Origin of the sequence: Oceanobacillus phoenicis (assembly GCF_047238145.1) — a bacterium.
Classification (GTDB): Bacteria; Bacillota; Bacilli; order Bacillales; family Amphibacillaceae; genus Oceanobacillus.
On sequence record NZ_JBDFME010000001.1, the window covers coordinates 3,815,562 to 3,838,497 of the forward strand.

Sequence of the window (22,936 nt, forward strand, 5' to 3'; positions counted from 1 at the left end):
AGGAGGGTATAAAAATGGAGAAAAAGTTGATGGTTCAAGATAATATCCAAATAAACACAACTCCAACAAATGTCTGGGAAGTACTCACAAACCCAAAATATGTAGCCATATGGGATGAATTACCGGAAGACTATCCCACAACAAACATGACTACCGGTTCCAAAGTTATTTGGGATACACCTAACGGAGATCAATCGATAACAACAATTATTAAAGCTGTAAGAGAGAAAGAATTAGTAATTGATTTACATGGAACTGGTTGGCAAAAGAAACCACAACAAGGAGAAGTCGCCTATCATTTCTATATTGAAGAAAATAATGATCATACATTATTGTCTATAGAAATAGGTGATTTCTCACTAATTGAAAATGGACAAATGTATTATGATGCTTCCGTAGAGTTTGCAGAAGAAGCAAAACAAACGATTAAAAATCTATCAGAGGGTCTTTAATCGAAATTCTCTTCAAAAAATGCTAAAGAAGAAATATGCTAAATACCGCATATTTCTTCTTTATACCATCACTTTAATTCACTAAGATTTATTCTGTTGAAACACGAATTTCTTTCCAAGAATCCACATTTCATGGTTTGCCTTCAAATAATCTTCCTCTTCCCAAATTGTAAAATGCTCACTAATTGGGAGTTTAATAGTAAACCATTTTGTCACGTAATAAATACCTTCATCTCCCTTATTTTTCAAGCGAGCTTTACTTGTTAATTCTAATCCATGATCAATATTATTTACTAAGCGAAGTATACCTGTCATATGCCCAAATGGTAATGGCAAAGATATGTTTATATATTTATTATTAGCATATGAATGATGTGAATATGCAGCAACAAAAACCGCCTTTTCTGTCGATCTTGAAGTTCGAACCCATGCACGGACATCATCCCTTCCATCTTTATCATCATCCATTCCAATGATCTCACTTCTCACAGTTAGCTCGTCTTTTTCTTTATGTGAAGGAAGATTAATTTGTTCTACTCTTGAACTAAACAATTTTATCAAAAGTTTATGGTAAGACCAGCATTCCTATCTGGAGCTCAATAGAATAGTGCATAAAATTTACTTCTATGCGTTTGCATTAATGTGTGTATTTAGCTATAGTATTCTTATAACAAACACTTTAGATAGCTAAAATGTTTATACGACTAAATAGAGTGAGGGATTTTATGCTAGAAAAGCGAATGAATGAAATTTTCCAAACATTAGATCAAATAAACTACGCATTGTTACATCACTACGATGAAGTACTTGAACATAAATTAACACCGAAGCAATCCTTAATTATCGAGCATGTCCAGCAGCATAATACATTAACAGTCAGTGAACTGGCTGAAAAGATGAATGTGACTGTAAGTGCAATTAGCCAGTTGTTAAGTAAATTAGAGAAAGAGCACTATATCGAGCGATCCATTAATCCTAACTCAAGACGTGAAATCGTTGTATCACTTGGCTTGAAAGGTAAAGAACTTTATGAATTATATGCAAAAGTAGATGAGCAAATTGTATCAACATACTATGCTAAGCTAGATGACGAAGTAATTAGTCAATTGGAACAAGCAGTGAACAAGATCTATGAGGTCATTTTGGAAGAACAAATGAAATCAAAAGGAGAGTAGTTCCCATGAATTGGATTTATTTAGTCATTGTGCTTACCATTTGTATGCCAGGCATTTATTTTATGTATCATTCGGAAAAAATACATATAAAAGATGATGATGTGACAGATGGGCAACGAATAATTGCACACAGCTTAACAGCACTTGTATTTTCAGCGATGGGTGCTTATTTTGTTCCTAAGATTCATGTTCTTCAACAAATAGAAATTAGTCAAATTCTTATATATGGTTTAGGACTAGGTGTTATCTGTTCTCTTAGCCATTTGGTGTTTTATTATATGTATGTAGTACCAAGATTAACAAAAACAGATTATATGGAAATTGAAACGCATTATGTAAATACAGGTATTTTAAGTCGTTTATTTTATGGTGGAGTTGTAGAAGAAGTTATGTTTCGATGGGGCTTACTTAGCTTATTTATTTGGTTGTTTCAATTAATGAGTATGGGTGATCATCTTAGTACATTGTTTGCAATTTCCATTTCAAGTATCTTATTTGCCTTGGTTCATTTACCGTCTATTAAACTAGTTACCTCACAACCAAAACCTCTTATGTATGTGTATACAATTGTTGGTAACATTTGGGTTGGTTTTTTCGCTGGGATAGCCTTCATTCAAGGGGGATTATTAGCAGCTATATTTGTCCATATGCTTTTCCATTTAATATGGTGGCCAATTCAAAAGCGTGAATATGTTAAGTTACATAGTTAATAAAGGTATGGACTCACAAGTTTCCATTGTTGGCTCAAGCCTATGAGCTTAAAGAACAGTTTTTTGACATATATGAAGCGAAATCGACAGATGAAGCCTATAAACATAGAAGCGCTCTATTCACTATAACTGCTTCTGTTTTTCATAATGATTGTTAATAGAACGGGTCTATTCACCAAAAATTCTTCTATATTCTATAATTGTCGTCTATAGAACACCTCTATCTACCAAAAATTCTTCTATATTCCATAATTGTCGTCTATAGAACCGCTCTATTCACCAAAAATTCTTCTATATTCCATAATTGTCGTCTATAGAACCGCTCTATTCACCAAAAATTCTTCTATATTCCATAATTGTCGTCTATAGAACACCTCTACCTACTAAAACTTCTTCTATATCCCATAATTGTCGTTTATAGAACACCTCTATCTACTAAAACTTCTTCTATATCCCATAATTGTCGCCAATAGACTTGAATTAGTCTCCTAATAGTACCGAAAAAATGATTAGAACAAAAGTGCAAGCACCCGTTTAGAAACGTAGCCGGATTTCTCCATCATCTCTCTAATTTTGTTTCCTACTTCCAAATCAAAGGAATAAATTTTTTTGCTATTTTCCAGCTATATTAATAGGAATATCCATCTAACCATCCCAGGCAAGGCAATACCATCCTATTACTCTACTAATCAATACACGCTTTGATAAATCCTTGATAAATCGAAAGCGAGGGATCATCTTTATAATCGATAAGGCCCTCTGGATGCCATTGTAGTCCAAGCACAAAACGATGGTTTGTACTCTCAAAAGCTTCTACAATTCCATCACTTGCTGTTGCACAGATTTGAAAATCTTTAGGAACTCGATGGTTTGTCTGATGATGATAACTATTTACTTTGACTTTTTCCTTTCCAGTTAATTGATATAATAATGAATCTTCCTTGATATTCACAAAATGTGACCGATGATCGAATGGTGCTTTCTGTTGATGTTGTAATAAATTGGAAGTATCTAGTTGTGAATAAATATCTTGATACATGGTACCACCCACTGCGATATTTAATAATTGACTTCCACGACATACTCCAAGAATTGGTTTGTTTGTTTCAATCATTTTTTCTACAAATGCAATTTCCGAACGATCTCGTTCAGGAATAATTGTGCCAAGCCCAGGTATAGGTTCTTCATCAAATAAGGTCGGATCAATATCGTATCCGCCGGTTAAATACAAACCATCTAACTTGTTCATCAAGTCATTTATATCTTCTTTTCCCTTCAGATACGGGAGCATGACAGGAATACCACCTGCGATCTCAATTGCCCGTATATTACGATTATTGATGGTGTATTGGGAACAATCTGTTCTCCATAGATGATGTAATACCAATAACTGGTTTCATTAAAACTCCCCCTATTCAAAAATTAAATAATATTCTCTACATCTCTTTTATAAAAAGTGATATAGTAATGTAAGTTGTGTTTATTCGTTATCCCGCTCATAGCGGACAGTGATCCCCCTAGCTGAATGAATTTTCACTTTATAGTCGAAAAGGAGATCTGATTATATGAGCAAAACAAAATCATTAATCCCTTTAAAAACATTATTTGTAAGTTACCATGCATCCAATACGATTCTGATAAGTTTCTTACCACTATATCTACAGTCTCGCGGATTGTCTGGCACACAAATAGGCTGGGTGCTTGCCGTTGAATCTTTAGCAGCTATACTGGCGCAACCATTTTGGGGATTTCTAAGTGATAAGTTCAAAACAATAAAACGAATACTATTCATTTGCCTCATCGGCTTATTAATTTTTGGCTTTACCTTTTTCCAAATGTCCTCTTTACATACTATTCTTATTTTCGGAGCAGTGTTTTACTTTTTTGCAGCTCCTATCGGTGGTTTAAATGATAGTTTTGCGCAACGACGTGCCACACAATTAGGTATTTCTTTTGGCTCCATTCGGATGTGGGGATCTGTTGGGTTTGCACTATCATCCTTACTAGTTGGAGAAGTATTGGCGCGATTCGGGATTGGATATATGGTTTGGGTCTATTTAGCTTTTGGAACAATTGCGTTACTTACTCTCATCCCTCTAAAAGATGTAAAAGCCGATACCAAACCAGTTAAATTTAATGACATCGGTAAAATAATAAAAAGTAAACCTTTCCTTCTTTTTCTTGGAGTTATCTTATTTATTACGATTACTCACCGAATGAACGATTACTATATGGCTCTTTATATTAGTGAACTTGGTGGAAGTGAGAATCTTGTTGGATTGGCTTGGTTTGCAGGGGTTATCTCAGAAGCAGTCGTCTTTGCATTAGCAGCGTTTTGGTTTAAAAAGTTCCATTCATTAATATTTATTATTATCGCTGCGATTATATATACAGTCAGATGGTTCCTATACGCATCAGCTATGGATCCCATGATGATTATCGGCTTACAATTCTTACATGGACTAACATTTGGTGTATTTTATACCGCAGCATTTGATTATGTTACACGATTAATTCCAAGTTTCTTACAATCTACTGGTCATCTCGTATTTTTCTCGGTATACTTTGGACTTTCTGGTATTATCGGTTCATTAGCCGGAGGTTCTCTAGTTGATGTCTTTGGAGGAAGTTCGATGTATACATTAATGGGTATTCTTTCTGCAATAGGTACAGTATTATTAATCACTTATCATATCGCATATTACCGTAAAGATTTAACTGCACCTGGCTCAGAATAGGCTAATGTAGTACATTTTATCATAGGCAATACAAAAAGGGTCAACCAAATTTGGTTAACCCTTTTTGTATCTAAAATTAATTTAGGAATATGAAATAGAGAATAAATATGACGAATAAACCATACATAATCGGATGAATTTCTTTCCCTCGCCCTTTGACTAACATTGTAATTGGGTAAAAGATAAACCCAATCGCAATACCAGTAGCGATACTATACGTTAATGGCATCATCAATACAGTGAAGAACGCAGGAACAGCAATCTCAAATTTATCCCATGGAATATCTTTTAAAGCACTTACCATTAGTACACCGACAATAATTAAAGCTGGTGCAGTAACCTCACTTGTAACAACTCCCAATAAAGGTGAGAAGAATAATGCTAGTAAGAAAAACAGTGCAGTAAACACAGAAGTTAATCCAGAGCGTCCTCCAACACTTACACCCGTTGTCGATTCTACATATGCAGTAGTTGTTGAAGTACCAACAACTGCCCCAACCACTGTAGCTGAAGCATCAGAAAATAATGCTTTACCAGCACGAGGTAGCTTATTATCTTTCATAATTCCTGCTTTTGATGCAACTGCTACAAGTGTACCTGCTGTATCAAAAAAGTCTACAAATAAGAAAGTTAAAATAACAACTAACATCTCTAAAGTAAAAATCTCACCAAAATGCAGAACGGCTTGTCCAAACGTAGGAGCTAAACTTGGAACTCCACTGACAATATCATTGATTCCAGTAGGTGGTTGAATCAATCCAAATATCATTCCAGCGATCGCAGTAATAATCATTCCATAAAATATTCCTGCCTTCACACCATAAGCTAATAGAACAACAGAAACTACAAGTCCGAAAATCGCAAGCATAACAGTTGGTGAAGTAAGATCACCTAATGCTAGAAGTGTAGATGGGTCAGCTTGAACAAGATTGGCATTTTGCAAACCAATAAAAGCAATAAATAGACCAATACCTGCACCAACGGCTAACTTTAAACTTGATGGAATTGCGTTAATTACTTTTTCACGAATACCGGATAAGGTTAAAACAATAAATATAAGACCTGAAGCTAATACACCTGCAAGTGCAGTCTCCCAAGGTATACCAAAACCAATTACAACCGTATACGTAAAGAATGCATTTAGTCCCATACCTGGAGCTAATGCTACTGGATATTTCGCAACTAATCCCATTACTAATGTACCTATCGCTGCTGCAATTGCTGTTGCAGCAAAAACTGCGTCAGCGTCCATCCCAGTTTCACTGAGCATATTAGGATTTACAAATAAAATATATGCCATTGCTAAGAATGTTGTTAAGCCGGCTACAAATTCTCTACGGATATTCGTACCTAACTCTTCTAATTGAAAATATTTTTTCATTTCTCTAATTCCCCCCAAAATAAATAAAAGCCCCTGGGATCTCCAAGCGCTTCTACTATTACAACAGTAAATATATCTTCATACCTTAAATAACCAGGATACGAATATAAATACTGCGTAGTCAGACCATTTACGGCAGTCTGGTAGAAACTTCGGGCCATATCCCCTTAATTATACGCATTTCTATTCAATTACATCATTATATTACTATCACTATCGAAAATTGTCAATAAAACACGAACAAAAAACTCATTATAAAAAATAACATTCGTGTTTTACTATAAAATTTCAAATTCTTATTATTTACGTTAGCTCTTATTTTATCGATGATAAATTATATTGTAAACAGAAAAGCGCTCTATCACAACTTATTTTTATAAAAGTTATGATAAAACGCTTTGAAAGAAGTTTACTTTCTTTTTCTAACCGGAATCCATATTTCACTATAAGCATATTCTGCTTTATGCTCATCCCTCTTGGTAAAGGAAAAAGATGGTACATCGATTACTTCATAATTTGAAGTAGGAAACCACTCCGTATACGTTCTTGCCATGGTATCCTGTAATGTTGTAGGGAAAGGCCCCTCATTAGGAAAAACAGCCCAAGTACAAGCAGCAATAGAGACCTTTTCTAATTGATTGCTCACTTGATTCGAGGTTGTTAACACACCTACTAAATGTGTTAAATCGCCTTCCTCTTTCAAAAAATTCGCATCGGCATCGTAAGAAACGTTTACCACTTCATAAGGTTCGATATTTTGCAGTGTATGCATCTCTTCCATTTGAACATCTGTAATACTTTCGACAAGCTTTACGATCTCATTATTCACACCTTCAAATTGCATCGGTACCCTTTTCGTCACGCCTACAAAATTAAACGCCGGCTTCTCTTCAATTCTAACATCCATAGATAACCCTCCTTTTACATTTATTACAAATGAAAGTTTTGGGAAATATTTACTTACACCGGTTTTGATCACGTCAGAAGGTAAAAATCCGCTCCACTTCTTAAAAGCTCTTGTAAATCCATCCAGGGATTCGTAACGGTACTTAAATGCAACGTCTGTCACTTTTTCACCATTTAATAATTCTTTATTCGCTTCAGATAATCTTCTATTTTTAATATATTCATTTAGCGTTACCCCAGCAATATAAAAAAATATCTTTCTAAAATGAAAATCCGAAACCCCCGCATATGCAGAAATACTTTCTAAGGGTAAATCATTCGTTAAATTCTCCTCAATATAATCAATGACATGATTTAATTCGTGTAACATATTCTATTCACCCATCCTTTCATGCCTATATCCTAACAAAGTTATTTTTATAATACTCGACATTTCTTATATAAATTATATCGAATCCTATATCTTAACATTAGAATAGTTTAAGACTCCTATTAACGTAAAAACCGCCTTACATCAAACATTATGCTTGGGAATTCTTTTGATAGTATGGTAAAACGTACCCTATATGATATAATGAATAGTCCCTATTTCCTCTAACCCTAAAACCGCAGGCTAAAATTCGCATCCATACAACAAACTCTTAAGACTATTTTCAATAACTTACTTGAAGGAGGAATTTTATCGAAATGGAGAATTTTACAATTTGGTCATTAATGATAGATATTAGTATTATTTCTGGATTACTATTAGTTGGAACCATTTTACGCGCAAAAGTGAGGTGGATTCAATCCTTATTTTTACCTGCTAGTATGATAGCAGGATTTCTAGGACTTGCTTTCGGCCCTAGTGGATTAGGTATTCTACCTTTCTCTTCACAATTCAGTGTTTATCCGAGCTTGTTAATTGCCGTTATTTTTGCAGCAATACCAATTGGAGCTGCGAAGGTACGTTTATCCGAAGTTTTTCATCGTGTACGCAATATGTTTTCATACTCTATGATTCTTACATTATCCATGTGGGGTATAGGTGTCCTATTCGCTATGCTTATTCTTAATCCCATATTTACCGATTTACCGAATGGGTTTGGATTAATATTAGGGGCAGGTTTCTTAGGTGGACATGGTACAGCTGCCGCTCTTGGAGAAGGTCTGATGCATGCAGGATGGGAAGAAGCAATGGATCTTGGGATGACATCAGCTACAGTCGGTTTACTAGTTGCTGTTTTAGGCGGATTATTTCTGATTAAACATAGTACTGAAAAAGGACATACACAATTCATTACTAGCTTTAAAGATCTCCCTTCTGAATTAAAATCCGGCCTAATGCCAAAATCAAAACGATTCCATATGGGACAAGAAACCGTATCATCAAGTTCCATTGACCCGCTAGTATTACATCTCGCTATTATTACTTTTATAATTGGAATATCTTATTGGGTAACAAATACACTTTCGGATTTAATTCCTGCAATATCTATTCCATTATTCAGCGTTGCCTTTATACTCGGTTTATTATTTCAAGCAATTAGTCGACGTATAAAATCAGATGACTATGTTGACGGTCGCGTGATGGAGCGAATTGGAGGAACTGCCACCGACTTTCTTGTTGCTTTTGGTATTGCTTCTATTAATATAACAGTGGTTATGGATTACGCTCTACCATTAATTCTCTTATTTGCTTTTGGAACATTGTGGGCATATCTATTATTTCGCTTCGTCGGTCCAAACATATTCAAAGAATTCTGGTTAGAGAAGTCAATTTTTGGATGGGGTTGGAGTACAGGAACCGTCGCTATGGGACTTGCACTATTACGAATTGTTGACCCGGAACTTAAAAGTCGTACACCAGAAGACTATGCCCTGGCTTATGTAGGTGTTGCACCAATCGATATTATCATTGTAACGTTCGCTCCAATTCTATTCGCGCTCGGATTTACATGGGCTATTCCAGTAGTTCTTTTACTTGGTACAGCCGTTATCATTGGTATATACAAAGTAACAGGGTTATGGGGAGAAGGTAGACACGGGAAGACATCAAACTAAAGAAATTCGGTTTGTTTCTTAACAGTACAACAAATTAGCTATTTTTAAGGCCATTGCTTCAAAAAATTTAGAAGTAATGGCCTTATTATGGGTTTATATTGTAAGCATAAAGATTAGCTTTGTGTCTGATAACTTTGGTTCGCAATTTTATGATTATCTACGATTAAATATGAATCGTTTATCGGATCATTATTCATAAAGCTTGTTAAAATTTCCTGAACCCCTTTTTGAATTCTTTCTTGTGCTTCTACAGTCATACCAGAATAGTGAACAGTAAGACCAGTCTGTTTAAGCGATCTCCATGGATGATCTTTTGGTGCAGGTTGTGGATACCACACATCCCCACCATAACGGATTTCACCTTTATTTACTGCTTCAGCTAAGGCATCTTTTTCAACTATCCCACCTCTAGCACAATTAACTAAAACCGCATCGTCTTTCATTTGGCTGATAACATTTTTATCAAACTTATTCTTCGTATCTTTCGTTAGTGGAGATTGAACAATAACAACATCTGAGGTTTGAATTAACGTATCAAAATCTACATAATCAATTCCAATTTCATTTTCCAATTCTTCTTTGCGATATGGATCATGATATTGCAATTCAACTTCAAACGGTTTCAATCGCTTAGCTGTTAGCTCACCTATACGACCTAAACCAAATATGCCCACTTTTTTCCCGACAATATCATGAGCTCTAGCACCAACTTTAGGTAAGTCCCATTCTCCTTCTTCAACTTGGCGATGACCTTCTTCATAGTTTCTCAATAGTAATAATGCTTCCATTACATTTTGCTCTGCTACACTTACATTATTACTACCAGGTATTTCAGCTACAGTAATATTTTTGTCAATTGCAGCATCTAAATCAACGTGATCGGAACCGATTCCTGCTGTTATAGCAAGCTTAAGATTTTTCGCTTTATCAATTCTTTCTTCTGTAACATAAGCAGGTAAAAATGGTGATGAAATAATTACATCTGCATCCTCGATATGATTGTCTACTTCACTGTCGCTTTCTATAAGCGTGATTTCATGCTCCGTATTTCTCAGAAAATCTTCTAAGCCTAATGATTCTTCCTTAGATAATAATTGTGTAACACTTGTAGTTTTAGGTAAAAGAGCTAGGATCTTCATGAATAATCCCTCCATTTATTAAAATTTTTAGATCCTATTTAATTTTCTATTACACTCTTCCCAACTAATATCCAAAAATAAACATACTATGTAAAACTATCCTTAAATTTATTAAATTGCTGTAATAGTTGAAATCACAAACGAAAAGCGACAATCCTTTAAAATGTAAAGAATTGTCGCTTTTTTGGTTATTCCATGAGGCTTACTCGTTTACGTCATAGATAACGCGGTTAATATTATTTATATCACTTACTAGACATGTAAAGCTAACTTGATTTGAAGAGATGTTAGTAAATGAAACGTTACGTGGCAGAATGGAAACCCGGCTGATTACCAAGATTTTAGCTTTTGAAATGAAATAATTACTTCATTTCGTTTTTCGTGTTAACTTTGGAACGCTCCTTGCATTCAATAAAAACTCTTTATTTCATCAATATACTTAATAAAATGGTTTCGAAAAGTCTCTGGAGAGACTACTCTCACAAATTTTCCGTAACTAAGCAGCTTATTATATCCAAATACGTTATCCTTTAACGAATAAACAACTCTGTACCATGTATTATCTACTTTTTCCACACTTTCTTTTCCCAATAACTCCAGAAATTTATCCAGAACAATCTTGTTTACAAGCAGTTGGACGGAAATTTTATCTTTCTCCATCCACTCTCCCCCATTATAAGTAATAGGTTGATAATCTCTTTTAGAAAATGTCCCTTTTGTATTTAGATTAGATATTCTAGCAAGCTTGTAGACATTAAAGCGTTCCGTAGAATAACAATAAGCATCCATATACCAACTTCTGTCTTTAAAAACGACACGATAAGGCTCTGCTGTTTTCTCTGATTCCTCTCCTTGTGAGTTAATATAGTCAAAACAAATCAGTTGATTGTTCCTTATAGCTTTAAGTACATTTAAAACAAGTTTTCTTAACTCTATATTTCCCTTTGAAAGCGATAGATCAATTTCAAAATCAGAGATGTCTTCCATTTTATTTAATTTTAAAATGGCATTAAAAGTAGAATCATCGTTAAGTACCTGCATCCTGCTTTTCAAACTACCCTCGATTGACTCTAGTTCTCTTTTAGATAAAGGTGGCTTATTCATTTGAACAGAATCCATTAAATAGATACCGCCATTTTTTCCTTTCTTACAATATAATGGAATTCCAGCTAAAGTCAGATCATCTATATCCCTCATAATTGTTCTTCTGTTTACTTGAAACTTTTCAGATAGCTCTTTAGCAGTTGTTTTGGGCTGGTCAATTAGATACGAGATAATTCCCATATGTCTATCTATTTTTATGATAAACACATCCTTTTATTTTAATATGACATACAGTTGCCATATTATACTTGCTACTATTATAACATACGATTAAGGAGGTAATAGATATGCAAACAAAACACAAAGAAGGATGCAACTTTATTGGAAGAAGTATTGAAATGGAAGGAACAGGAATTAATGACCCTAAATACTCACATGAAAAAACAGCTTTTTATAAAGAGCTGTTTCAGGTTGGTATGATGAAGGAATTGATGCCGATATCCAAGGATAAAAGGGGTTATGCCGTTATTATACCGAAAGAAAACGGTATCAGATATTTTGCCGGTGTCATATCTGATAAGAATCTAGATGGATATGAGAAATTGAAAATTAGTTCACAAGATTATTTGGTGTCTAATTCACAAAATGGCATATCAAGACTCCTATTCGATCAACTGGAAGTTGCATTTTTTTCAGATGAGGAACAGTCTGCACAATATAATGGAAAAGAAATTCTGGAAGTTCTTTTGAATGGAAACCCAACAGATGCTGAAGTTGAATTGTGGATACCTATTAAGCATTGATAAATAAATCTGTTAGTAATCCAAAAAATTAATAGCATCTAATTAAATATGGCAATGATGTTTGGCAGTGACGTACAAAAACAATTTTTCTTAAAACAAATTAAAGACTGCGGCTATGAAGATAAAGGGAATAACGTCATTTCTGAATTTTTTACACCACTTGTCTCTAAAGAACATGATTTTTTAAAAGCCACCACTTGTTCTTACATAAATGAACAAGTGGTGGCTTCAATAATGTGGATACTCTACAACTATTCCAATAGACTCTTTGAGATAAACAAAAAATAGTGTGAAATGAAATTGTTGATTTACTCTCTTCAAAAATAGCGCCTGATTGCTAAAAGACACAATGACAGAGGTATCAAATAAACATGTATTATTACAATATAACCCTTTTATTCATTATTGTAAAAATCAATAACGGACGTGGCTAATGATACAACTTTTTCTGGAAGATCTTTTGGTGAAACGACTTTTATTTTGCTTGCGAATCCCAATATAAACTCTATAGCCTCTTGCTTATCATTAAATCTTAGAGTCGCTGGTATCCATTTATCTCTATTTGGGTTTTCGGTTTTGATAACTTTAACAAACTTACCTGTAAAATTAATTCTATTAATAATTTCTGTATGGATTTCTACTTGTACATCATATTTCGGTAAATTTTGTACAAACTCTACTTTTGATTGTTCCCAATATGTGGCCAAATTGAAATTAAGCGGTCTTCTAAATGTTTCATTTTCAACTTTTGCATGGTGTATTCGCGATACCCTATAATTACGTAGTTCTCCATTTCTTGTAGCAACAAGGTACCACTTATTTCCTTTTGCCACTAACCCTAATGGTTCAATTAACCTTTCCTTTTGCTCCCCACCTAGCTGTTCATAGTGAATTTTCAGCTTTTTACTATCCCAAACGGCTTGTTGCACGATATTAAGAGCATCCTTTTTTTCTTTGGATTGTCTCCAGGTACCCGAATCTATATGAATTCTTTCCCACATTGCTTGTGCTTCATCCCGATAAATATCTGGGATAGCTGCAAGTAGCTTTTCCCTCGTATCAAGTAGCAGGTTGTTTAACCCTAAATCCTCGAGTAATTCTGCAGAAGGGAAAAGAAATAAAGATTTCATGTCATCTATGTTTAATCCATTTAACTTACTCCGAAAATTATCTAATAGATGCCATCCTCCCTCTTTACCTCTTTGAGAAACGATTGGGATCCCTGCATTAGTTAATGCATCCATATCTCTAAGAATGGTTCTATCCGATACCTCTAGTTCATTAGCTAATTCTTTTGCCGTCATTTTCCCTCTGTTCTGTAACAAGATCATAATACTCATTAATCTATCCGCTCTCATAAAATCCATCCATTCAGTGAAAATAATAATTAATTATAGTTATATGACAATAGATGTCGTGTTTTAACGATATACTTATTTTAGAGATAAGGAAAGGAGAATGATTATGAATCAAAATCGAAATGTCGTATTGTACATTGCATCGACTTTAGACGGGTATATTGCGACAAAAGAGGAGTCACTTGAATGGTTGTTTAAAGTAGAGGGAGAAGGGGATAATGGCACTTCTGAGTTTTTTGACACGATTGATACCGTTTTAATGGGGAAAACAACTTACGATTGGATTATAAAACATGAGGGTGACAATAGCTGGCTGAATTCTGATAAAAATTTTTATGTGTTTACAAGGTCTTCGATTGCTGATACGGAGCAGGTGAAATTTATTAGCCCCAATATTAAGGACTTTGTAAATAAACTAAAGAAACAGGAAGGGAAAAATATTTGGATGGTTGGAGGAGGGGAACTGCTATATTCCTTCCTAAAAGAGAATATTGTAGATAAGATCATTATAACCATTGCTCCAACACTCATAGGAAAAGGGATTCCTTTATTCAAAAGTGGGGATTATCACTTAGAATTATTGTTAAAAGGAACTAGGAAATTTAATCAATTTGTAGAATTGCAATATGAAGTTAAAAGGTAAATTATCTTGCTTAGCAAATAAACAACCCTAATAAGGAGAACTGTGTTTCTTTTTAAACTTCCTCCGCGGTCTGAAACGTTTGTAGAATAAAAAAGCTTTATAATATTATACACGATAATTCAATATATCCTACAAAAATTAAAACTAAAACAAAATTCCCTACCAAAAATTTAAGTTGGTAGGGAACCATAAATTTTTATACATTTTTATCCGTTTTAGATTAGGTTTAATGCTGTTAAATAGGCGTTGTCTCTTCAAATCAAGTTAGCTCTTTATTCCCACTCAATCGTATTTTAGAGACTTTGGGCATCCAAACCTTGATTTAATAGTATTTTAAAAAGATAAAGAGCTTTTAAATATGATTAAAAAGGTTTAAATGATGACATTCTTTCTAACTCCCTCTCCTCTATCTAACCGGAATCATTTTCTTCTTATTTGGCATTTAAGAATTTCAATGCTTATCATAGTTGCTAAGTTTATCTGCTTAGGTGTAGTAATATATATTATCTAATTTAATGGAAGGTGATTATTTACAATGAGGGAAAATGTAAAGAAGACAGTCGAAACTAGCAGTAAACTTTCAGAGCAAGAAAAGTTAAGCAAGGATTGAAGGTCACTACTAGCATAAAATTGCTTCTAGTGACCTTCTTTAGTCACATATCTTCCACCTTATTAATGGTGATGTTTTAATTCTTACAGACCAAGAATACTTTCTTAGTTATAGATTATTATCCACAAACTCTTTAAGTTCTAATACATATTGAGAAGCACCGTTGCGCCTCACATTACCATAATAATCAAAGTACCATCCTGAACATAACAAGTTAACCTCATCTTTTGCTCTTGTTAACCCTACATAAAAGAGCCTCCTAAATTCAGCTTCTTTCTCAACATTAGTCTCTAGCCAAGGTATCCTTCCTTGTTCCAAACCGAGCATAATAACATACTTGAACTCTAATCCTTTAGAACTATGCAATGTATATAAATTCAAGTGTGATTTAGACCCCAATTGTCGAGATAAAGACGATATTTTAAAATCTTTTAATTGTCCTTTTTTGGCAGACTCAATTAATTTATTATATTCCCTTTTAATTTCTGGTTCTTCTATAAAACAATCTAATAATTCATAAATAATATTGTCATTAAAATCCTTAAGCCAGTCACTTAATTTTAAGTCGATATCTTTATTCCGAAATAAAAAATTAAATAAGTTTAATTTTTTACTTTCTAGTTTTGCTTTTGAAATATTTGCTTTTGATAAAAACGAAATGAAAACACGTTGAATATCAGAAAATCTTGGGTTACCCTTCAACCATCCTCCGGAGCACCACATTGCACATTTTTCTATCCAAACGGTTAATTGGTTTTTATTATATGGTGCATTTCCATCCACTCTAATATATTGGAAACCTTCTAGTGCCACTTTATCAGCAATTTTGTTTCCATCATTTTTATCAATATACAATATTCCGATATCCCCAAGCGTATTGGAGGAATCTAAAGTAAGAATTTTAGGAATCAGATTTGTACAGATGTAATCACATTGTGCATCGATCCCTTCCTTAATGCCATAAAAATTAATATTCCCACTTTCTTCTCGGGTTGAGAAAAATTCTCTTTCCTCCAATAATGTAGCAATCGAAGCTTTAACAATATTTCCTTTTGATCTGTAATTTTTTTTAAGTCTTATTTTTAAAACATTTGATTGATGAGCAAGATCGTTTAATAAACTAGGTTTGGCTCCAGTAAATCCATATATTGATTGATCCGGATCTCCAACTGCTAGAAGACGAGTTTCATTTTTTATACAAAGTACTCTTATTATTTCATCTAACGGTACACCTAAATCTTGATACTCGTCAACTGCTATAACAGGAAACTTAGCTTGTAACAATTTTTGAATCCACTGATTTTCTTCAATCATCCATAGCCCATTCAACACCATATCATCATAATCAATTAACCCTTTACTTCTTAATGAATCTTCATAGTTAAGAATCCATGTTGCTATTTCGTTATCATTGTTTTCCCATTCAAAAGAATTTCTTTTTGTAAACGTTCTTCTATAAACATCAAATGCTTGTAATAATTTTTGCGTACATTTTTCATTTATTCCAAAAGTTAAGTGGAATGTTTGAAACTTTGTTTCCCGTATTTCTACAGAAGTAGCTACCGTAATTTGTTCAGGTAATTTTGTCTTTATTAAATGTTTGTATGGTTTAATTACATGATTTAAACAAAAAGAATGAACAGTATCGACAAAAACTGAAGATGATTCAAGGACACCTAATTTGTATAGCTTTTCTTTCAATTCTCTTGCACATTCTTTATTATAAGTTAAACAAGCAATCCCTTGCGGTGGTTCTATATCTTCATTCAAAATTCTAGCTAATTTTAATGTAAGAACCTTAGACTTTCCGCTACCTGGGCCTGCAAGTACTACGCAATTCCCCGTAGAATCATAAACCTGTAGTTGCTCTTCATTATTTACTAAATCTTTAGAGGCTTCTCTATATAATTTCTTATCAAATTCTACTGATGACATAGTCTAAAGCCCCTTTCACATAATTAGGAACAACTGAAGAATCGGTAAGATTTGTTGCTAATCTTTGAGCAAACCTTCCTTTTCCAATATTTCCTATGTCAGATAGATACGTTTTTTCCTCTCCATTTAAAAAACCCCCTAACAGTCCCCAAATTTTAGCCCTATCAATTGCTTTTTGATTTGATGTCAATTCAGTTAATGTCGTTTTAATTTCTTGATGCATGGTTTCAAATAAATCTACCTCTAAAGTATAACTATTAGTAAAAATACCAAACTGTTCTCCACACAGAATTAAATTGTTAGTATTTAGATTTTTATATTGTTTTTCGCGTTCATTATCCATAAAACTTAATAACTTAATTAAGCGATTACGGATTAAAGGGGCACTATCTTGCGGATCATAATCCGTAAGTATTGTAAAAGGTATGTCTAATCCTTCGCTTCCTAAAAGTTTTATATACGGGAGGAAATTAGTACCTGCTACAGAGCATACAGTAATTCCATATTTATCAAGATCAATTCCATGTAATTCTGCAAATGAAGATAGTAGAAATTCTTCAGCATCTCCTTCAACCAGTATAACGCCCTTAGCAAACAAAACTTCTCCTCTAGTAACATTAATATAACGTTCTAAATCTTTCACATCTTTATCATCTAAATCAACTTTTGCAGTAGAAACTATTTTTGTAGATTTATTTTCTTTGTGTGCTTCTTTTAACAAAACAATAGATCTTAATGGAGCAACGCTTGCAATATGAGGTGAATGAGTTGTTAAAATGTTAGACACACTATAAATTTGATTATGATTTTGAGAAGTTTCAACTATCACCTTGTCATGATTCAATAAATACTTGTAAAGCAACCTTTGTAAATGAGGATGCAAATGTGCTTCTGGTTCTTCAATAGCCAAAAAAGTATGAGCGCGTTCATTTTCAGCCACATATTGTTCTAAAGAAAGAAGTTTCAATACTAGATAGAGTAAATTTGAAGATCCCAGACTTGCCTCCTTAATTCCTCTATTTCCATCGTCAATAAACATCTTTATTGCTCTATATAATTTTGTAGCATCAGCAGGAGAGAAGCCCAAACTAGTTTCCAGAGAATATCTGTTTCCAACAATATTTTCTAGTTGAGTATTTATTTTTTCGGTTAAAGCTTCAATTTCATCTAGTTCTTTTAAAGAATTTGTTGATTGAGTAATTTCCTCAGCAACACTATTTAGTTCGTCCTTATCAGTTATCTCTATCGCTCTTTCAATTAACGGCCTTAAAGGGGACTTCCTCCAATTTGATAAATCATTTTCTGTATCTCTTAACGCTGACAGTACCTCAAATGGCAACCATTTTCTTTGTTCATAAGTAAAAATATTACCTGTCCTTGTGCCAAAAACTTTAAAATTGTAAATTTTATTTTCTTCTTCATCTTCAGGAAAAAATCTAAATGTTAATCCTGCAGTTAATGGTGAATCTTGCACTAAGTAATCGGAAAGAACAGATTTTAATTTTACATCCTGTTCAAAGTCAGTAAGTTCAACATCTATTCTAATTTCTTCATCATTTAACGGACGAGGTAACCCATCCCAAAAATCAGAAAGCTGCAATAAGCGTCTTGAATCGGGTATCGATGGATCTAAAATCAATCTTAATGCATGTAGAAAATTAGACTTTCCAATTTTATTTTCTCCTACAATAACCATTTGTTTTTCTAGTTCAACTTCGGTTTCGTCAAAATTTCTAAAGTTATTTATTTTCACTTTGCTTATGTACATAATTATTGCACCCCTTACAAGTTTTAATATTTTAAAATATGTAATACTTCACTAGTGTCGCATTAAAATATTTTGTTTAAATTAATAATTAGAAATATTGCATAAACATATCTCCCCATAAAAAAATCCTTTATTATAGTTGGAGGTAGTAAACTACACTAGTAATTTATTTTAATTAAACTATACTTCTCTTTGCTTCTGACACAAAATACAAAAAAGGGACTCTCTAATTTCTTAGAAAGCGCCTGTTTTTGCAATATAATTTTAAGTACTTTGAGAGCAAAGCTACACAGCAAGATTTTACGTTTATATTTTTATTAAGATTAAGCATTTTTACTTTACTAAAATAGTACAAGTTTAATCTTTAAATTAAAATCAATACTCCCAGAAAAATTAATTTTTTTATTATCAGTAGAAAATTCAGCATTAAATAAAAGACCTGTTTCTTCAAAATGTGCATCTATTATAGAAATTTCCCCTTCATTAAATCCAGTCATTTTTGAAAAAGAAGGCTCAATTATAGTTTTCAATAAGTCTTCCGCTGCAAATTGTGCATTAGAATTCTCTCCTAGCAAATCTTCAGGCATTTCATCATTCCAATGCCATGGTATTAACTTTCTTCCGTAGCGCCATCTTTCTACAATATTAACCTTCTCTATATCATGAATAATATCTTGTCCTGCATGTTCACTGACGATCACTTGAAGATTTCCACCTGTTCGATTAATTCCAGATGAAAGTGCCTTAAATACCTTTGTTACTGCGCGAAGTTCCTCATGTTCAGAATCAGCTTCAGTTCTATCCGGAAAATGGGTTTGACTTGGTTGATCAATTGCTAATAAACTTGGTACATAAGGTATATTCTGATTAATAAATAATTCATGTAATGCTAATAATGTAGCAATATGATAGCCTAGCCAGTTTGCTCCACTTCCAATTTGACGCATCCATGCTGCTTGTCCGTCAGCATTTATTACTCTAATTGTTAATTTATTGGTATCTAGTTGAATTAAATCATCACCTGTTTCCAAATCTAAAATACTTCCATAATGACCAGCAAATCTTGAAAACTTAAATAAAGCTGTTTCTTTCCTTTCCGTGAAAGCTTCGAAATCAACAGATTTTAATAACTCCTTCTCTTCTTCTTCCAATGTATAAATTTCATTTTTAAATGTTCCTTCATCATTTAAGGATGTATGTAAGCTTATAAATTCAGAAAGTTGTCCAATAAACATTGCTTTTTGCTCATTAGTAACAAGTAGTTCTTCAGTCTCCTCCTGCAGATACTCACGTTCTGCATTTATTTGCTTTAATTTCGACTCTTGAAAAGATATTTGCTTTTTTAATTCTACTTCTTCAGCATCTAACATTGGTGGTACTAATTCTATTGTTTTCCACTGTTCTTCCACTTTTTTAGTTGTGTTCACTAAATTTTCAAGTTCTTGGTTGTGATGATTGGTCTCACTTCCGCAAAGTGGACATTTATGTTGAAACATTAATTTGTCTACTAGCCAAGAAGTGGAGGAAAGACGATCTTTTTGCCTTAGAATATTCTTTTCTGAAGTAGCCCTTGCTAAGGATAATTCTTTTAGTTGAGATAATCTCACACGTAAAGTCGTAATTTCTATTTGTAGTTTACTTTCTTCTTTTCTTAAAGTGGAAAGACGTTTGGCATTTACTTCACTTCCATCGACCTCCAAGTATTCTTTATCTTTCCATGATGAGACTAAATCTCTAAGCCTTTCCAATAAAACATTTATATCTGTATCTTCAATATTTATTGTCTGAACAAGACCATACTGACTGGCTGCGATATATCTTCCCTTTACTTCTCCTGAAAAATTTTCAATATCAGATTTTAAATTTTCTAATTGGCGTTTTTTACGTGCAATTATTCTTCTAACTTCTTGAAGTCTATGCTGTTTTACCAATGTTTCAGCATTAATAGCCCCTAGTACAAGAGGGAATATCTCTTTAAGCTTTCTAGCATGATCTTCGTTATCAGCTTCGTAAAACATAGTTTCATTATTTGCAACAATTCTTTGAGGCTGAAACATAAATGCTGTCATATCTAAAATAGATGCTCTTCCTTTATAACCACTACCAGATTCGTTAAAATCCGAATTTGATTGCGGAATTCTAGCTAACCTTTCCAAAATTCCCTTTGCTTGATTTCGACTAGAATTTTTCTTAGGTATATTGGGGACATTAATAAAGTTTCCTTCTTCGATATAATAATCATCCGTAGAATTTTGCTCAACTGGGTCTCTTCTTGCAAATAATTTTTTCCCTTCTACAGTGTTAATTAATAATCCATACCAAGATGAATTTTTTCTTATCGCACCAATTTTAGGTATAGAACAACTACTGGATCCTAGACAATAATCTATTATTTCTATAATAGCTGATTTCCCGCTACGACTAGATCCCGTTATATAATTAATAGTTCCTTCTTGAAACTCTAAAACTCTAGGCATTTTTTCCGGCTTATTTGACCATATAATTAACTTTAGTATAGAAAATTTCATAATAATGGTTTCACTCCTAACACAGTTAAATATTCGAAATCAGACATCTCTCCAGCCCACCTCCCTAATTTGTTTGCTGCTTTTAGTATTTCTTTAGTTTCCAAAGAGGTGTTTCTAGGAATTTTAAATGGAGGTAAAGATGAAAAATATCCATCCCCAATGCTTATCAACTGGCAAGTAATTGCTATATTCAAAGAACGAAAAGTTCTTTTTTCCATTGCATGGATACGTTCATTAATATTAAAAATAGCTTCGTTTTGTGCTATGGAGATTTTTGGGTCACGGTCTAATATGGAACGTAAACCCGAAGTTACTTGTCTTTTCAAAATCACTTTCCTACTAGTTTTTTGATAAACAAGAGGAAGAACACTCACCATATGCCATAATGTTAACTTTTTTTCAGTATCTTGTTTTTCCGAAAAAAAACCATGAGCAAATGCCCAAAGTGCATTTGCACCAAGTGCAGAGTTTTGCATTATTTCATACTCTTGAAGTAGAGATTTCTCCATTATTTTGATAACCCTTTCAATAGTGATTTATATTTTGGATGCCAACCAATATCAGGCTCCTTTTCTTCATTAAAGTGTGCTAATGTATGAAAATTACCACTTGTAATAGTCTTAGGCATGGGTTCACCATGAATGTAACTATTTTGTTCCATCGTTAAGTCCAAACATTCTTCCCCTTTTAACTCATCTGTTTCGAAAGGTTGTCTATAAGCCCTTCTTTTTGCAGTTCTCCATATTTTTTTTAGTTCAGTTTGGTATAACAATAGTGTAGATTCTGATACCGCATTATTATCAGTCCATATAACCCTTGTATCATGAGCATGAATATAATCTAATATGGCCTCTCTAATTAAACCATCATCAACATCAATCCAATCTAGTTGTTTAACAAAACCATGTGATTCATATTCACTAACGTCTACTCCAGAATTATAGGGTGCTACCATTGCTGATAAACGAGCTACTGTAATTTTCTTTACCAGTCCTTTAAACTCTCTATCAAAATCTTCTCTTAATATTCTTGGCTGCACGCCAGCTTGTGCTAATTCAATAATTCTTCGCTTAACCCATCCACTCATTTGATCAAAAAGACTTTTTTTAATTCCAAAATCAAATCCTCTAATTGCTTGAATCTCTTCTAAACTTCCACCAAATTGAGAACACTTATTATCTAATACAGAAATCTTTGTTAATAACTTCATCAATAATACATCGCCCATCTTATCCAGTGTCCTGCCAAAAGGAACTAAGTCTTTTCTCAAAGTAGTAATCATTTGTCGTATTTCATCACAAACAATTTTTGAAGAATTTTCTTCAGAAGTGTCATTTATACGCTGAGCAAGACATTTCTTTGTCAATGTTCCATTTGTAACCAAATGAAATTCTGTATTGTTAAGTACCGATGAGTCTGATAAGACTAATTCAGCCCATATGTGCAAAGTCTTCCATAACGCAACACTTCGATCCGATAGAGGTGACCCAGTTTTTACCGTCGATTTATCTTGTTCATGTATTTTACTATCATCAGTTTTATGAACGCTAACGTCATCTAAATACTCAATACCCACTTCAATAACATCGACCCCTGATTGAAATAGTCTTTGAGTTGCACGATCAAACTGATACACATATCCTAACGCATTACCTAATGCTGAATGGTCTGTAATCATTATTTCACCACCAAATATAGAACTT

The 22,936-nt window shown here is 33.4% G+C and carries 19 protein-coding genes, 1 pseudogene and 1 riboswitch; of the genes and pseudogenes, 8 read left to right on the forward strand and 12 right to left on the reverse strand.

Translation table 11 applies throughout. From position 1 onward, the window contains the following. Positions 1-14: 14 nt before the first annotated feature. Positions 15-452, forward strand: coding sequence for an SRPBCC domain-containing protein (locus ABC346_RS19185; protein ID WP_413236383.1), 438 nt, complete (start codon positions 15-17; stop codon positions 450-452). Positions 453-533: 81 nt separating this feature from the next. Here ABC346_RS19185 and ABC346_RS19190 read toward each other — a convergent pair whose 3' ends face one another. Then, entirely contained in the window at positions 534-920 is a 387-nt protein-coding gene (locus ABC346_RS19190; protein WP_413236384.1) for a hypothetical protein, read from the reverse strand. Positions 921-1,177: 257 nt separating this feature from the next. Between ABC346_RS19190 and ABC346_RS19195 the strand changes: the two genes are divergently transcribed. Both ABC346_RS19195 and ABC346_RS19200 read left to right on the forward strand, forming a co-directional pair. Next, positions 1,178-1,627, forward strand: coding sequence for a MarR family winged helix-turn-helix transcriptional regulator (locus tag ABC346_RS19195; RefSeq protein WP_413236385.1), 450 nt, complete (start codon positions 1,178-1,180; stop codon positions 1,625-1,627). 5 nt (positions 1,628-1,632) lie between these two features. Next, entirely contained in the window at positions 1,633-2,337 is a 705-nt protein-coding gene (locus ABC346_RS19200) for a CPBP family intramembrane glutamic endopeptidase (protein ID WP_413236386.1), read from the forward strand. Positions 2,338-3,022: 685 nt separating this feature from the next. On the opposite strand, the gene ABC346_RS19205 is transcribed toward ABC346_RS19200, so the two are convergent. Beyond that, on the reverse strand, positions 3,023-3,724 hold the full coding sequence (locus tag ABC346_RS19205) for a gamma-glutamyl-gamma-aminobutyrate hydrolase family protein (RefSeq protein WP_413236387.1): 702 nt from the start codon (positions 3,722-3,724) through the stop codon (positions 3,023-3,025). A gap of 178 nt (positions 3,725-3,902) precedes the next feature. Between ABC346_RS19205 and ABC346_RS19210 the strand changes: the two genes are divergently transcribed. Continuing rightward, positions 3,903-5,075 (forward strand): MFS transporter, encoded by a 1,173-nt coding sequence (locus ABC346_RS19210; RefSeq protein WP_413236388.1) that lies wholly within the window; start codon positions 3,903-3,905, stop codon positions 5,073-5,075. Positions 5,076-5,151: 76 nt separating this feature from the next. On the opposite strand, the gene ABC346_RS19215 is transcribed toward ABC346_RS19210, so the two are convergent. Next, positions 5,152-6,456 (reverse strand): NCS2 family permease, encoded by a 1,305-nt coding sequence (locus ABC346_RS19215; RefSeq protein WP_413236389.1) that lies wholly within the window; start codon positions 6,454-6,456, stop codon positions 5,152-5,154. Positions 6,457-6,554: 98 nt separating this feature from the next. After that, positions 6,555-6,655, reverse strand: a riboswitch (purine riboswitch). Positions 6,656-6,865: 210 nt separating this feature from the next. Continuing rightward, positions 6,866-7,732 carry an AraC family transcriptional regulator gene (locus ABC346_RS19220; protein ID WP_413236390.1) on the reverse strand — a complete coding sequence of 289 codons (867 nt, stop codon included), beginning with the start codon at positions 7,730-7,732 and terminating at the stop codon, positions 6,866-6,868. A 317-nt stretch (positions 7,733-8,049) separates the two neighbouring features. On the opposite strand from ABC346_RS19220, the gene ABC346_RS19225 reads away from it, so the two are divergent. Further along, entirely contained in the window at positions 8,050-9,405 is a 1,356-nt protein-coding gene (locus tag ABC346_RS19225) for a sodium/glutamate symporter (RefSeq protein ID WP_413236391.1), read from the forward strand. 113 nt (positions 9,406-9,518) lie between these two features. Here the strand turns inward: ABC346_RS19225 and ABC346_RS19230 are convergent, their stop codons facing one another. Then, positions 9,519-10,544 carry an NAD-dependent formate dehydrogenase gene (locus tag ABC346_RS19230; protein WP_413236392.1) on the reverse strand — a complete coding sequence of 342 codons (1,026 nt, stop codon included), beginning with the start codon at positions 10,542-10,544 and terminating at the stop codon, positions 9,519-9,521. 408 nt (positions 10,545-10,952) lie between these two features. After that, complete coding sequence (locus ABC346_RS19240) at positions 10,953-11,828, reverse strand: helix-turn-helix transcriptional regulator (protein WP_413236393.1); 876 nt, start codon at positions 11,826-11,828, stop codon at positions 10,953-10,955. Positions 11,829-11,935: 107 nt separating this feature from the next. On the opposite strand from ABC346_RS19240, the gene ABC346_RS19245 reads away from it, so the two are divergent. Both ABC346_RS19245 and ABC346_RS19250 read left to right on the forward strand, forming a co-directional pair. After that, positions 11,936-12,391, forward strand: a complete 456-nt coding sequence (locus ABC346_RS19245; protein WP_413236394.1) for an effector binding domain-containing protein — start codon at positions 11,936-11,938, stop codon at positions 12,389-12,391. 42 nt (positions 12,392-12,433) lie between these two features. Continuing rightward, positions 12,434-12,679, forward strand: a pseudogene (locus ABC346_RS19250) (hypothetical protein); the annotation flags it as partial. Positions 12,680-12,786: 107 nt separating this feature from the next. Here ABC346_RS19250 and ABC346_RS19255 read toward each other — a convergent pair. Then, complete coding sequence (locus ABC346_RS19255; protein ID WP_413236395.1) at positions 12,787-13,749, reverse strand: helix-turn-helix transcriptional regulator; 963 nt, start codon at positions 13,747-13,749, stop codon at positions 12,787-12,789. A 106-nt stretch (positions 13,750-13,855) separates the two neighbouring features. Here ABC346_RS19255 and ABC346_RS19260 point away from each other — a divergent pair, with 106 nt between their 5' ends. Beyond that, complete coding sequence (locus ABC346_RS19260) at positions 13,856-14,392, forward strand: dihydrofolate reductase family protein (RefSeq protein WP_413236396.1); 537 nt, start codon at positions 13,856-13,858, stop codon at positions 14,390-14,392. 718 nt (positions 14,393-15,110) lie between these two features. Here the strand turns inward: ABC346_RS19260 and ABC346_RS19265 are convergent. The 5 genes from ABC346_RS19265 to ABC346_RS19285 all read right to left on the reverse strand — a co-directional run bounded on the left by ABC346_RS19265 (position 15,111) and on the right by ABC346_RS19285 (position 22,911). Beyond that, on the reverse strand, positions 15,111-16,937 hold the full coding sequence (locus ABC346_RS19265; protein WP_413236397.1) for a UvrD-helicase domain-containing protein: 1,827 nt from the start codon (positions 16,935-16,937) through the stop codon (positions 15,111-15,113). Further along, positions 16,918-18,705 (reverse strand): ATP-dependent nuclease, encoded by a 1,788-nt coding sequence (locus tag ABC346_RS19270; protein WP_413236398.1) that lies wholly within the window; start codon positions 18,703-18,705, stop codon positions 16,918-16,920. Before ABC346_RS19270 ends, ABC346_RS19265 begins: the two co-directional genes overlap by 20 nt. A 341-nt stretch (positions 18,706-19,046) precedes the next feature. Further along, positions 19,047-21,233 carry a DUF3732 domain-containing protein gene (locus ABC346_RS19275; RefSeq protein ID WP_413236399.1) on the reverse strand — a complete coding sequence of 729 codons (2,187 nt, stop codon included), beginning with the start codon at positions 21,231-21,233 and terminating at the stop codon, positions 19,047-19,049. Then, positions 21,230-21,742 (reverse strand): three component ABC system middle component, encoded by a 513-nt coding sequence (locus ABC346_RS19280; RefSeq protein WP_413236400.1) that lies wholly within the window; start codon positions 21,740-21,742, stop codon positions 21,230-21,232. The genes ABC346_RS19275 and ABC346_RS19280 overlap by 4 nt, the downstream gene beginning before the upstream one ends. Then, positions 21,742-22,911, reverse strand: coding sequence for an ABC-three component system protein (locus ABC346_RS19285; RefSeq protein ID WP_413236401.1), 1,170 nt, complete (start codon positions 22,909-22,911; stop codon positions 21,742-21,744). The genes ABC346_RS19280 and ABC346_RS19285 overlap by 1 nt, the downstream gene beginning before the upstream one ends. Between the last annotated feature and the right edge of the window lie 25 nt (positions 22,912-22,936).